Genomic DNA, 14983 nt, shown 5'->3' on the forward strand with positions numbered 1-14983 from the left:
TTTGGCTACGGCCAAGTCCTCTTTTGGTTTATGCTAAATCAATTGACAATGAGATGGAGAGCGTTTTTGGTGCTTGTATGGCTGGGATTAGGTGTACAAGTGCCCTCATTTGCCCAAAATGATTTTGATACTATCATGGAGCGGATTTTTGACAATTTTCAAAACACCCCTTCTACCGGCAGCTTGGACAGTCAAGTAGCTTCTTTGCGAGCAAGTATGGATATGGATGGGAGCTGGCCGGATATCCATTACGCAGACCAATCGCAGACCAATTGGCAGCCAGTAATGCATTTCGAAAGAGTCAGCGTGCTAGCCAAGGCCTATTCTAGGCCGGAGAGCAGTTACTTTGGAGACACGACGGTATTGGCAGACATTACCGATGCTATGAACTTTTGGCTGGGGCTGAATCCGGCTCCCTACAGTACCAATTGGTGGTTTCTCAGTATCAAGGTTCCCAAGGATATTGGGAATATCCTAATTGCCCTAAGGAATTCACCCGCGGGCATTGATCCTTTATTGGAAAGCAGTATGACCGAATGGATGGACAAAGGGGGTTCTTTAACCGTTTCCCCCGGAAAGGACGGCTCCAATCTTACCGATATTGGCCAGCATTATATCATGCGGGCATGTCTTACCGAGGATAGTACATTGATGCAACACGCCGTGACCGAAACGGGCAATTCGATCAAGATCAGTCAAGGAGAAGGTATCAAGCGAGATCATTCCTATATGGCCCATGGTGCGCAACTTTACATCTATGGTTATGGCAGGGAATACGTTTCGGGCATTCGGAATATCGCAGTAAACATTACCGGAACTTCCTATGCATATTCCCCCGAAAAAATAGCTGTTTTTTCTGATTTTGTCCGAAAAGGATTCATCAAAAGTTCGCGTGGCGCCTATGCCGATTTCAATGTTTTTGGCAGAAGCATTACCCGCTCAGGTGTGGGGCGGGCTGATGTGAATTTGATCGAGCAGGTCAGGGATTTTGATTTGCCGGAACACCAAGCGAGCTACGACACCGTGATCATGAGGATGAGTGAGCAAGAAAGCCCCGATTACGGGGTGGCTCCTGAGCATATCAACTATTGGCAGTCAGATTATACGGTGCACCATCGGCCTGCTTATATGGTGGGACTGCGTAAAGTCTCCACTCGGACCGTAAAATCCGAAATGGGCAATGGTGAAAATATCAAAGGACATTTTCTGACGGATGGTGCCACTTATATCGCCGTAGAAGGAAATGAGTATTTTGGGATATATCCTGTGTGGGACTGGAATAAAATCCCAGGTACTACCACACCTGCCATCACTTCTTTTTCGCCAAGGTCTTCTTGGGGTACCAATCCCGGAAAGACATCTTTTGTGGGAGGAGTGTCCGATGGACGCTATGGAACTTCTGTTTATGATATGGGTGATTATAACACGACAGCCAAGAAAGCCTGGTTCTTCTTTGATGAAGAGGTGGTTTGTTTGGGGGCGGAAATCAGTTCCTCAGCTACAGAGACCATCAATACTACTGTCAACCAAGCTTTGCTCAAAGGAGGTGTTAAGGTGGATACCGGAAACGGGAGCACGGTATTGGGACAAGGGAGTCATGCCTTTGATAATGACCTTAAGTGGGCTTGGCACAATGATGTGGGCTATGTATTTCCAATGGGTGGACAAATAAAACTAAGCAACCAAAGTCAAGCAGGCACTTGGAATAGTATTAACCAAACACAATCTTCTGCTTCAGTCGCCGAGGAAGTGTTCAAGTTGTGGATTGACCATGGCGTAACTCCTTCAAATGATCACTATGCCTATATTTTGCTCCCGGGAGCTACACAACAAGAGGTAGCAGGTTTTGATGATCAACAGTTGGAGCTGTTGTCCAATTCCGATTCTGTGCAAGCGGTCAGGCATGCAGGATTGGATTTGCTACAGGCGGTGTTTTACTATCCCGGAAATTATGTGCTGGGGACGACAGAACTGAACGTCAATCAGCCATGTGTACTGATGCTGAAAGGGGCCGTTACTTCAAATGTGACCGTAACCGCTGCTGATCCTTCACAGGGAAATTCACGAAAGCTAAGGGTTGGGTTGAAAAATGAGAGCTTTAGTGAAATGAAAATGGTGGACTTGGACTTGCCGACAGGGGATTTTTTAGGAAGCAGTTTGGATGGCACGATAGATCAGGGGGCACCCGTCTTTGAGCCATTGAAATTGCCGCAAACGCTGGAGGCCGTAGCGGATGTTTTTGTACGGGACGGAAGCTATGCCGACACCAATTATCCCACAGGTAATTTGGTGGTAAAGAAAGACGGTTCCGGGTACAGTCGGGAAAGTTTTCTTAAATTTAATACGGGAGTGCTGAGCAATCAACTGGATAGTGTAAAGCTAAGGTTGTGGGTGGAAAATGCGAACACTACTGTGACCGACACCAATTGGGAAATTCACCATTTGACAGACAACACTTGGCAGGAGTCAGGAATTACCTGGAATACCAAGCCTGGGAAGGATAGCCTTTTGGGGCAAATCCCAGGGGTGTCGGCGGGACAATTTGTGGAATTGGATGTGACCAGTCCGGTTATGGAGAGCTTGTTGGAGGATGGGGTGTTTTCCGTCGCCATCTCTGGGACCTATCATGGAAGCAAGACCGATGCGCAATTTGCGTCAAGGGAAGACAGCGATCCAAGCCATCGCCCTGCTTTGGTGGTGTACAAAACCCTTGAGCCGGGAGGCGAAGAGGGGAGTTTGCAGGCCATTGCGGATACCTTCGTACAAAGAACAGATGCCAATGGAGATGCTAGCCATAAGAATTTTGGCACGGCCGGTTACTTGGCCGCTCAAAATGGAGGCTATGATAGGGAGGTTTATCTTAAATTTGCCATAAGTGAACTCACCGGCTCCGTTCAGGAAGCAATGATCCAGCTGTATAGCTTGGCTCCGGCGGGATCTACTTCTTGGGAGCTGTATGGTGTGGAGGATCTTTCCTGGGAGAAGGGAACTGGTAATTGGCAGGGGAATAGCCAAGAGGGGCTTACATGGGGCACTAAGCCCATTTCGAGTACCTTGCTCACTACCATAGAAGGGCTGAGCCAAGAAGGTCCGGTGACTTTTGATATCACAGGATATTTGCAGCAAGTGGCTCCTCAGCAGGATACCGTGGCGTTTAAGGTGGTTTCCACTGCGTCCGGTGTTTACACTTCCTTTGCCTCGAGAGAGAGCACTGACAGTAGTCGGCATCCAATGATCAATTATGTGCTGGCGACGCAATCGGAGCCTGATCCTATGGAGAAAACCAGGCCAGCACCTAAAAACAAGGTGTTACTTTTTCCAAATCCATTGGAAGGAATGGGGACCATTGCTTCTGAACGGCTCATTCGACAGGTAGTAATCAGGAAACGCACCGGGGAGGTCATTATGGAAAAACAAGACGTCAATGGCTATGAGTATGAACTGGACCTGACTGGAATGAAAAATGGCTTGTACTATGTAGTCATCATAGGCGATGACTATACCGAAGTACGAAAGGCCATAAAAAGAAAATAATGATATCCAATAGACCAACGGGCTTGGGAGTCCTTTGGTCATATTTAAAATAATAACTGATGAAACGTAACGTAATTTTTACCGGAAGAGGAATGTTGTTGTGTTGTTTATTGGGCTGGATAGTGCTTAGCACATCGGCACAGGAAAAACGAGATCTGCTGACCAATGAAATCAAACAATTTCCTAATACTTCTTACTTGGATTCGAATCCCTTATCGGTTTTTCCCGATAGAGGTACTGTTCATCAATCGCTCAGCCAACTTCCGGAAGAGATTCAAGATCGGTTGGTAGAAGAGGGTGACGAGGCCATCGAATACGAATGGCCGGCCATACCCGTTTCGGCATATTTGGATTTTGTGCGCAATGGAAACCGCACCAGGATGCAGTCTTATCAAAACCAACGGACAAAAGCATTGAAGAGCTTGGTGCTGGCCGAAATGCTCGTACAAGATGGGACTTACCTTGACGCCATCATGGATGGTGTTTGGGCGATGTGTGAACAATCTACGTGGGTATTGTCAGCCCACCTGAGTGCACAGAAGGATAAATCAGGCATGCCGGATGTGGAAGAGCCAGTGATTGATCTGGGGGCTGGGGAAGTGGCCAATCTGCTTTCTTGGATCCATTTTTATTTCAGAAGTGATTTTGAAACCGTTTCACCGCTTTTGGCCAGGAGGATAGAACTAGAATTGGAGGAGCGAATCATTGCTCCCTATCTGGCAAGGGACGATTTTTGGTGGATGGGGTTTGATGCTTCTTTTGTAAATAATTGGAATCCTTGGTGCAATTATAATGTGCTGATGACAGCCGCTTTGGTGGAGAGAGACCAAGAGAAGCTTCGGCAGGTCGTAGAAAAGAGTGCACATTCAGTGGACCAGTTTATCAATTATTATAAAGCTGATGGTGCCTGTGAGGAGGGGCCTGCTTACTGGGATCATGCAGCAGGAAAAATGCTGGAATATTTGGAATTGCTGAAGCACCTGTCGAATGGAAAAGTAGATGTCGGTAGTCAGTCGGTGATCCAAAATATGGGGAACTACATTCGGAAAGTCCATATTGAAGATGATTATTATGTGAATTTTGCGGATGCATCAGCTAGGCTAAAGGCGCATCCAGGGATTATATTTAGATATGGTCAGTATATTTCGGATGAACGACTGAAGGGATTTGCTGCCGATGTGGCCCAGAAGGAAGATTTGGATCAATGGCTGCTGAAAGGAAGCTTGGATCGCACGATTCATAATCTGATGGAGTACCGGACGCTGGAAACCCAAAAAGCCTACCAAGAGAAAACTCCTTACTTTTGGTATCCGGAAACAGAAGTCGCTGGAGGACGGGGTGATGATGGGTTGTTTTTTGCCGCAAAAGGTGGCCACAATAATGAAAGCCATAACCATAATGATGTGGGGACATTTGTGCTTTATTATCAGGGGAACCCAGTTTTTATCGATGTAGGCGTAGAAACGTACTCCGCCAAAACCTTCAGTAAAGATCGCTATGATATCTGGACCATGCAATCGGATTTTCATAACCTCCCCCAGATCAACGGCGTGTCGCAGCAACAAGGCAATGACTTTAAGGCTTCGTCGGTGGATTTTTCCGAAGGAAAGCGGTTCATTCGTTTTGGTGTGGAGATAAGGCATGCCTATGGTGAGTCGGCGGCGAGTGAATTTTGGAATAGAAGCTATGAGTTGGACAGGAAAAAAGGAGCATTTACGATTGCGGACCAGTTCTCATTGGATAAGAGGGTGGCCGCATCTGAGGTGCATTTTATGAGCCTTTATCCTCCAGTAAAGAAGGAAAATGGCAGCTTGAGCATCTCACTGCCCAACGGCCAGGATGTAATCATGCATTATCCTTCCGATAAGCTGTCTTTAGCCATCGAGGAGTGGCCAGTAGAGGATCCCCGGCTGTTAAAGGTTTGGGAGCAGCAAGTAGTTTACCGTTTAGTATTTGAGCAAGTAGGGGAGCAAGTAAAGGATAAATGGGAGTTTGAAGTGACCACGCCCTAAATCCCCCAGCTAGGACCTTTGCTGAGGGATTTAGCAGAGGTCGGCTAATCAGTCTTCAGGTCAGTCTCCTACTCCCGACACCCAGGCGTTTTTACCGGATGTTGGGACGAAATAGGGATGGGGGAGTTGGGCGAGCCACTGGTCATACTTTTCCTTCATTTTCAGGAATTGTTGGGGATTGTGTTCGATAAGGTTGTTTTTTTCTGATAAGTCCTCTTTGAGGTTGTAGAGCTCATGGCTGTCTTTGTTTACGATTAGTTTCCACTGCCCTGATCTGACGGCGCCATTATATTGGCTGGTGTGCCAGTAAAGTTCACGATGGTCCTGTTCCTGAGTTTTGTTGATAAGTTCCAGTACCGATTTACCTTCCAGGTTTCTTTTGGAATATCCTACGGCATCCAAGATGCTTGGCAGGATGTCGAGGCTTGAGGTGATGGAGTGACAGACGGTTTCACGTTTGATCTTCCCGGGCCACCTTACTGCAAAAGGAACCCGGATGCCTCCTTCATATAGTTGGCCTTTGTAGCCTTTCAGGGGACTGTTGTTGGCGCTGATGTGCTTGGAACCGCCATTATCATTGATGAAGAAAATAATCGTGTTTTCCAACTCGCCAATTGTTTCCAGCTGATCGAACACTTTGCCGATATTTTCATCTAGGGAGTAGGTCATAGCGGCCAGGATGTCCCTTTTAGGATCGCTGGGGAATTTGCCTTTAAACATTTCCAGATGTTCAGGTTTGGCCTCTAAGGGGCTGTGTACGGCATTGTAGGCCATGTACAGGAAGAAAGGGGTGTCGGTATTTTGGGTAGCAAAGTCCAGTGCCTCATCGGTGATAGCATCGGTCATATAGGGGATTGTATTTGAGTCAACGGGCCTTCCATCGTCGATGACATCGATGGCTTTTCCAGTATGGTAGTGGTTTGATCCCCATAGGAATCCCCAAAAATGGTCAAAGCCTTTTTGCTGGGGCTGGAATTCTTCGGCAAAACCTTCATGCCATTTACCAAATGCTGCGGTAGCATAGCCTAATGGCTGAAGATATTCCCCGATCATTTTGACATTGTGTGGTAGTCCATATTCATCTTGGTCAATGCTGTAGGTTACACCTTTGATATAGTTATAAATATGGCCAAACTCAGGTTGGTTGATACCGGAAAGTAGCCCGGCCCGTGAGGGGCTACATACACTGGCGGTGACATAGGCGTTTGTGAATTTTACCCCTTCATGAGCGATCCTGTCAATGTTTGGTGTGGCCGTGAGTTTGTCCGATTGGAAGCTGAAGTCGGCGTAACCCGCATCATCACTGACAATGACGATGATGTTTGGTTTTTCTTGGGCCAAGCTGCCGCTCATTGCAAAAAGGAAAAGCAGAAAGAAGGAATAGTATGGTTTCATTTGTTTATGTTTGGTCGTGATTTAATAGGGTAAAGTAGTGTTTTTTATTGTGTTATGAAAGTTTACCCTTTTAAAAGGTAATGTTTTGATATGTTTTTTTGTTTTATTTCTCCAATTGAGTAAAATGGATGTTTTTGATTTGTTGATAAGTGGCTTTTTTTAGTGGTGATTGGTTTATGGTGGGCTTAAGCCTATCAATTATAAAGAATGTCTTTAAATGGGGTGTATTTTATAATTGTGTAGAGCAATTATACTTTCAATTGCTTTCTTTTAAAAATAAACAGGTAGTTTTTATCTATTTTATAAATAGAATTAATAGTTTTTTAGGCGTTTAAAACATAAAAAGTTTTACTTTGTTGTTTTTTTTGTTTAAAAATATTTATGTTTAAGAAATGTCTGGTTATGAGAAAACTAATAAAATATAAAGAAAAGGAGTTAGTTGCTCTAATGAAAGAGGGGGAGATGACAGCTTTTGATGAGCTGTATTATCGATATGCACCTTGTGTAATTGGGTTTGCTAAAAGTGTTTTTCATAATCAGGATATTGCAGAAGAGTCCGTGCAGGAGGTTTTTGTAAAGTTATGGGAAAAGCGTCGTGACATGGATGAAGCACTGAATTTTAAAAGCTATTTGTTCACAGCTGTCAAGCATCAAGTGTACAATAGAATCAGGCGGGTGAAGCGTACCGTAGCATTGGAAGAAATGGCTCAACCCATGTATTGCGAAAATACCGGTTTGGAAGCTTTGGAGTATAAAGAATTTGAGCAGTCCACACTGGAATTGATCGATACCCTTCCGCGTGTGCAGCGGCAGGTATTTAAGTTGAGCCGATTTGAGGGGATCAGCCATAAGGAAATAGCCGAAAAGCTCGGGGTTTCGGTTCGTACGGTAGAGCATCATTGTTACTTGGCGACTAAATTCCTGAAAGGACAATTATTAAAGCAGGCATCTGTCATTTCCCTGACGTTGTTCAGTTTGATTTTTTTTGAACAGTTAAACTGTTGATTTCTAGCTGGTGTAGTGTTTTATTTTTTTTTTCATTCTTAGCATGGGATCAAGCGTAAAATTTGGGGGCTACCAGTTTACTTAATGGCAAAGCCACCGATACATAAAATGCCACAAAGGCCTAAGTGCATGTTGGGCCTACATTGAAACATTACACTCGAAAGCTAGCCCCAGAGGGGCGATATATTTATGGCCATGGGTGAAGCACGTGGTAAATTGCTAGGCGGCGGGGTTTTTTGGTCACTTTTTGAACTGTAGCAAAAAAGTGACAAAGGTTAAAGGAGCCATTTCACTGAAATTTCATTATTTATCCTAATACTTACCCACACTAAATCATATAGAACCTTTTTTTATTGGACTATGTCAACATTCGTTCCCCCAGAAATATTGCTTGATCCTTAGCATGTCGGTTTTCGGAAAGTCCACTGTTTTTTGTCCGGTATGTGATCATTGTTAAGTATAATCTCTTCTTTACTTACTATTTTATGAGCTGATAATCAACTATTTATGTGAGTGATTAAATTTTTTTATAGATAAATTAAGTAGTTGCTCCCTGTCAAGTGTACTACCCACAAATAGAAGCAAAATTGGAAAAAGAGATACTATTAAAATATCTAGCGGGCACTGCTTCCCAAATGGAAAAAGTAGCTGTAGTTGATTGGCTTAAAACTGATGAAGGAAAAGCTCAATTGGAATCCTTGATGCAGGAGGAATGGGAAAAAGAGCATAATGAAGTTCGGGAAGATGAGGTGGAAAAAATGTTGACAGGGATTCACCTTCAGATGGGTAGAGCAGTTCCCCATAAAAACCTGTCCAGGTCAAAGCACTACGATTGGGGTAAGGTACTTAGAATAGCTGCATCGGTGGCGCTGGTCTCATTATTGACTGTATTACTCTACAAGCAGCTGGACTATACTGCCCCTAAGATGCCTGAAGCCTTCAAGACCTATACTAAACAGGCAAGAGCAGGAGAAAAGCTAAAGTTACGTTTGCCGGATAAGACTTTTGTGATTTTAAATTCCAACTCTACGATTAGCTATACCTCGGAATTTGGTAAGGCAACCCGTGAGGTGGAACTGGATGGGGAAGCTTTTTTTGAAATCACCCCAGATAAAGAAAGACCATTTATGGTAAGGGCTGGTAAAGTAGTGGTCACCGCTTTAGGTACTGCTTTTAATACAGAAAACAGGGGAAGTGATGTTTCGGTAGCGCTCACAGAAGGCAAGGTGAGCGTGGAGAATGACGTGGAAGGAGATGCGGAAAGTGTCATCTTGATCCCTGGTCAAATCGCCTCAATTGATCGTAACATGATCGGAAAATTAACGGTCGAAACATTTGACCTGGAGGATGTTACGGCTTGGAAAGAAGGAAGGATCCACTTTAGGAGCAAACCGCTTGGGGAGATTTTAGCTGATTTGGAAGAATGGTATGGTGTTGAGATCAAGTTGGCAAAAGGTATAAATGCCGCTCGAAAAGTATCAGGTACTTTCAACAATGAAAATCTTGAAAATGTGCTGAAGGGACTCACTTTTTCCCTTGGCTTTGAATATAGAATTGATAACGAACAAGTGATACTCAAAAAATAATATTGCCTATGTAAAAAGAAATCAGGACAGCCCTCCATCGCCAAATGAATTAACTGTCCTGAAAGTTTCAAGTGATTAACCTTAAAACATTTAACAAAACTATGAAAAGAAAATTACTGAGCCTAATTAAAATGGTGTCTAAGAACCTGTTATATGGTATAATAATTCAGTGTATATTTCTTACTTCGCTAATGGCAGCGGAGGGAAATGCACAAATCAAGCCCTTGGACAAGGCTTTTGTGAAACTGGATCATCAAGCTCGAACAGTACAATCGCTGTTTGAGGAGATGGAGTCCAAAACAGACTATGTCTTTGTCTATCCAGATGATTTGCTTAACAATAACCCAACGGTGACTTTGGATAGAGGAAAAAAGTCAGTAGAAGAAGTACTGATCGAAATTGCCAAAGCCACCAAGCTAAAATTTAAACAGGTCAACAATACCGTCTATGTCGGCGAAAATGTACAGAATAGGGCTGATGTCGTGGAGATTAATATTGTGAAAATAGACCTGGATGGTGTCGTCACCGACGAAGGAGGCAATCCGCTGCCCGGTGTGGCGATCGTAGAAAACGGCACTACAAATGGCACCGTAACGGACTTGGACGGCAAGTATAGTATCAGTGTCCAAGAAGGTAGTGAACTGGTGGTTTCCTACGTAGGTTACAAGTCCCAGACGGTGCAGGTAGGGAGCAGTTCCCAGCTGGATATCATGCTGGAAGAGGACCTAGGTGATCTGGAAGAAGTCGTTGTAGTAGGATATGGTACTCAAAAGAAAAGTACCTTGACTGGTTCTGTGACGGACCTGAAAGCCGATAAGTTGGCAAAGAACCCTACGACCAATGTGAAAGGACTTTTGGTTGGTCAAGTTCCTGGATTGGTAACTAACCAAAATCCAGGGCTCCCCGGTGCTGATAATGTAAACATCAGTATTCGTGGATTTGGGGCTCCTTTGGTAATTGTAGATGGTGTAGAGTCGCATTTGGATCGATTAGATCCGAATGATATTGAGAGTATTTCAGTTCTTAAGGATGCTTCAGCAGCCATTTACGGTGCACGAGCGGGTAATGGAGTTATTTTGGTGACCACCAAAAGAGGGGAGTCAGGCAAGCCAAAGATTTCTTACCATGGCTATTTTGCTTCTCAGAAAAGACTGACCTTTCCTGAGCAAGTGGATGCCGGGAGCTTTATTCAGCTCGGCCGTGATGCGATTTTCAATACCCAGTATGATCCTGCAAATCCAAATGCGGAAATTCCTTACGGTACCACCTTTACCGAGGAAAATCTGGAAAAATACAATGCTCCCGGCGCACCAAGCTATGATTGGGCGAATGCCACTGTAAAAGAAGGTGGGTCTCCATTGCAAAATCATAATTTGAGCTTAAGGGGAGGTAGTGAAGATGTCAGGTATTACGTAAGTGTTGGCATGCAGGACCAATCGGGCATTTTTAAGGGAGATTATGATTATCGTAAACTGTCGGTAACCAGTAATACTGATATAAAACTTTCAGAAGGATTAGACCTGAAACTAAATGTCAGCCATATCAACGAGCAGCAGGATTACGCCTCTTCCAGTATTGGAGATGTTTGGAATGACTTGAGGACTGCACAACCCATTTACCCTACGTCCTTACCTGATCCTTCCAGGAATCCATACTCCGGATTCAATGCGAGGTCTCCTGTAACACGCATCAATAAAGATGTGGTAGGATATGAAAACACCAATAAAAAGACTACAGCAGGTGCTGCTGAATTGAGTTATAACCTGCCATTCTTTAAGGACTTAACTGTAGGCGGCAGAATAAATTTCCGTTTTAGAGAAGCGGTAAGGGAGCGATTGACCAAGTTTTATGAGGTCTATTCTTATAACCCGGAAGAGGTTACAGCAGATTTTGACGGTTATACATTAGAAGGGTCACAAGGGATAAACGCTTATAATAAATCCATTTATGGCCCCAGTGACCCGAGAAGTAGGTTCTTATATAGAGGCTATGCTCGATATAATAAAGATATTTCTAAGCATAATTTGTCTGCCTTGGCGTTTGTAGAGCGCGAGGATAACATCTATAACAGTTTGGCCGTGACCAGGAGGGATTTGCTTTCTCCTGATATTCCCCAAGTGAGTGGCGCCAATGAATTGACCATCACAAGTGGTACCGGGCGTGATATAGAATACACTAGAATAAGTGTTGCTGGGCGTTTTAACTATTCCTATGATGAAAAGTACCTTTTTGAGGCGACCTTACGGGCTGATGCCAGTTCTAAGTTTGGCCCCAAGGTAAGATGGGGTTATTTTCCTTCTGTTTCTGCTGGATGGAATATTGCCAGAGAGGAATTCCTGAAAGATGCAGCTGCAGTGGACCAGTTGAAGCTTAGGCTTTCATACAGTCAGACAGGAGTAGACAATAACCTGAGCAATACCTCTTTTGAATACCTTTCTGGATTTGAAGAAAGAGTCGGTAATATTTATGTGCTAAACGGTTCGCAAGTTCCCCAGATTCAGTCAAGTGGGTTACCTAATGAGTTGGTGACTTGGGAAGAGACCACTTTGTACAATGTAGGGGTGGACTATACCTTGTTTAATGGGCGGGTATTTGGTAGTGTCGATGGATTTTACCGGTACAGGGATGGCCTGTTAAGGACTCCATTGGAAGACCTACCAGGCACTTTTGGCGCCCCCCTGCCTGCTGTAAACCTGGATGCCAGGAGTAATAGAGGTTTTGATGCATCCCTTGGTGTTCGCGGATCTGTCGGTGAATTCCAATACAATATCGTGGCCGGTGTAGGATATACACGCGAAAAGTATGAAAAGTACCAAGAGGATATCGACGAGTCAGATCCTGTTCAGGTAAAATTCAATAAGCGCACGGGAAGATGGGTAAATACTGTGTTTGGGTATAAGTCTGATGGATTGTTTAACTCTCAGGGAGAGGTGGATGAGTATTTGGATACCTATACCTTTGAAGACCTCAACGGCAGTCCTAAGCCTGGCGATATCCGTTATGTGGATATTACAGGAGATGGGGTGATCAATAGAGAAGACAGGTATGAAATTGGATTTGGAAATGATCCCCAATTGACTTACAGTCTTCAGCCTAGCCTGACATATAAGAATTTTAACCTGACCATGCTATGGCAGGGCGGTTCACAGTTTAATGTATTTGTAGTAGGGGCCTTCCAGGCGCCATTTGGAAATGAACAAGTGCCATTAAAGCTGCATGAGCAGTACTCGTGGACCCAAGATCCCGCAAATCCTGGCGTAGGGGCAAATCCCGATGCACAATTGCCGGCATTTAACCGCGATGGTGCCAGAACTTGGAATGAGGCGCAGTCTGATTTTTGGATGAAGGATGGTACCTACATGAGGTTGAAGACAGCGACACTTTCTTATACGTTTACGCAGCAAATTCTGTCCCGAATTGGGCTGGATAGACTGACGATGTACGTGTCTGGAGACAATCTTGTGTCATTTAACAAGCTTGGTATTTTCAAAGGCAATATTGACCCAGAGGAAGCGTCCAGGCCAAATGCCTTTAACCTTCCCCTGTTAAGGACAATGTCTTTTGGTGTTCAAGTAGCATTGTAATTTAAAGCTGACCGTTATGAAAAACATTAGAAATATAATTATACCATTTTGCGTCTTCCTATTGTTTTCCTGTGAAGACCAATTGACCAAGGTTCCGAATTTTATTTCGGAGGATAATATTTTTGAATCGGCTCCATTGACGGAGGCCTATATTGCTAAAATATACCAAGACTTAAGGTTTATTAATTTTAGTGGTGACAATGGCTATAATGTCGCTATGATTCCTGCGATTGGAGGAGAGCATATTTGTTTTGCAGATTGGCAGACCCCAAATACTACCTATCAGCGTACCTATTCTGCTGCGGCCGGTGATGGCCCCATCGGTTACTACCCTTGGGGTAATATTCGAGATGCCAATTATGTCATCGAAAACATTGCCAAAAGTACATCCTTTGACCAGGCATTTATCGACGCCAAGACTGCTGAGGCGAAATACCTGAGAGCGCATATGTATTTTGAAATGGTAAAGCGCTATGGTGGTGTGCCATTGATCACTGACGTACAAAAGGTGGATGATCCTGAAGAGGTACTATATCCCAGCAGGAAAACTGAGCAGGAAATTTATGATTTTATCATTTCAGAGCTGGATGCAGCCATTCCTTTCCTTAGTTCAGAGCCGACCGGAGGCTTGGGACGTGCCGACAGATGGACGGCCTTGTCCCTGAAAAGCCGTGCAGCTTTATATGCTGCTAGTATCGCCAATTTTGGAGAAGTTCAGTTGGACGGAGTAGTGGGTGTACCAAATTCTGCAGCGGAAAGCTACTACCAGATGAGCTATGATGCTTCTAAGGAGATCCTAGAGTCAGGTCACTTTAACCTTTATAATTCCTACGAAGACAAAGTGGAAAATTATATCAATTTGTTTTTGGATGATGGAAATAGTGAATTGATCTTTTCACAGGTATTTGAGCCAATTGTAAAAGGTACTGGTTTTGATCGATTGGCTTTTCCAGCTGAGTTTCGTGGTGGATGGGGATGTAACTTCCCCGTAATATATGACTTAGTGGAGTTGTTTGACTTTCAAGATGGAACTTTGGGGACTTCTATTTCTAGGGACCAGCTTACCAGTGATAATATGTGGGATATGGATGAGTTTTTCGGAAATAGAGACCCGCGTTTTAGAGCCGCTGTTTTTTATCCTGAGACGACCTTTAAGGGAGGGCTCATTTATTTTCACACCAGTACCTTTTATACCAATTCCTCGGGTGAAAAGGTGGAGGCATCCTCTGGAAACTTGGACAGGAATGGAGAAACTTGGCCTGCAGCTGCACACCCTAGAAATGTCAGAAACACAGCATTGCTGAGAAGGAAAAGTGTAAACGAATACCTTGACCTTCCCAATTCAGGAGAATCTGGGCAAGATTTTGCTATCTTTCGTCTGGGTGAAACTTACCTCAATCTAGCAGAAGCGGCATTCTACCTCAATAATATGAATGAATCCCTAGAAGCGATAAACATGCTTCGTGAAAGGGCTGGAATGCCGCTCTATGATCAGATCAACGAGTATAATCTGCGGAAAGAAAGACAGGTAGAACTGTGTTTCGAAAACCAACGTTACTGGGATTTGGTAAGGTGGAGAATTGCACCGGAGTATTTGGATGATGTGAGAATGAAGGGGTTGGTTTTCAAATATGATTTGGATGAGGATAAGTACATCATTACACTTAAAAATGCCGAACCTGTAACCAGAACTTTTGGACCTGAGCGCTATTATTTTCCCATTGATCAAGGAATAATAGCCGATAATCCAAAATGGATCCAGAATCCAGGATATTAACAGTTGACAGCTCTTAGCCCCAGAATGTGCAAGAGCATATCGACTTTTGAAGTAAAAAAGGACCGGTTTCTTGCCGGTCTTTTTGTCTTT

At 44.1% G+C, this 14983-nt stretch carries 7 protein-coding genes; 6 read left to right on the forward strand and 1 reads right to left on the reverse strand.

What is annotated here, in order from left to right; all coding sequences use genetic code 11:
• Positions 1 to 48: 48 nt before the first annotated feature.
• Complete coding sequence (locus FDP09_RS09865; protein ID WP_187328831.1) at positions 49 to 3534, forward strand: polysaccharide lyase family 8 super-sandwich domain-containing protein; 3486 nt, start codon at positions 49 to 51, stop codon at positions 3532 to 3534.
• Between the two features lie 59 nt (positions 3535 to 3593).
• Complete coding sequence (locus tag FDP09_RS09870; protein ID WP_137402508.1) at positions 3594 to 5546, forward strand: heparinase II/III domain-containing protein; 1953 nt, start codon at positions 3594 to 3596, stop codon at positions 5544 to 5546.
• A 60-nt stretch (positions 5547 to 5606) separates the two neighbouring features.
• On the opposite strand, the gene FDP09_RS09875 is transcribed toward FDP09_RS09870, so the two are convergent.
• Complete coding sequence (locus FDP09_RS09875; protein WP_137402509.1) at positions 5607 to 6941, reverse strand: sulfatase-like hydrolase/transferase; 1335 nt, start codon at positions 6939 to 6941, stop codon at positions 5607 to 5609.
• A gap of 402 nt (positions 6942 to 7343) precedes the next feature.
• On the opposite strand from FDP09_RS09875, the gene FDP09_RS09880 reads away from it, so the two are divergent.
• The 4 genes from FDP09_RS09880 (at position 7344) to FDP09_RS09895 (ending at position 14893) form a co-directional block, all read left to right on the forward strand.
• On the forward strand, positions 7344 to 7946 hold the full coding sequence (locus FDP09_RS09880; protein WP_229683279.1) for an RNA polymerase sigma-70 factor: 603 nt from the start codon (positions 7344 to 7346) through the stop codon (positions 7944 to 7946).
• 587 nt (positions 7947 to 8533) lie between these two features.
• Complete coding sequence (locus FDP09_RS09885) at positions 8534 to 9532, forward strand: FecR family protein (protein ID WP_137402511.1); 999 nt, start codon at positions 8534 to 8536, stop codon at positions 9530 to 9532.
• 101 nt (positions 9533 to 9633) lie between these two features.
• Positions 9634 to 13116 (forward strand): TonB-dependent receptor, encoded by a 3483-nt coding sequence (locus FDP09_RS09890; RefSeq protein WP_137402512.1) that lies wholly within the window; start codon positions 9634 to 9636, stop codon positions 13114 to 13116.
• A gap of 16 nt (positions 13117 to 13132) precedes the next feature.
• Complete coding sequence (locus FDP09_RS09895; RefSeq protein WP_137402513.1) at positions 13133 to 14893, forward strand: RagB/SusD family nutrient uptake outer membrane protein; 1761 nt, start codon at positions 13133 to 13135, stop codon at positions 14891 to 14893.
• Positions 14894 to 14983 lie beyond the last annotated feature (90 nt).

The sequence above is a fragment of the Echinicola rosea genome, from assembly GCF_005281475.1.
Classification (GTDB): domain Bacteria; phylum Bacteroidota; class Bacteroidia; order Cytophagales; family Cyclobacteriaceae; genus Echinicola; species Echinicola rosea.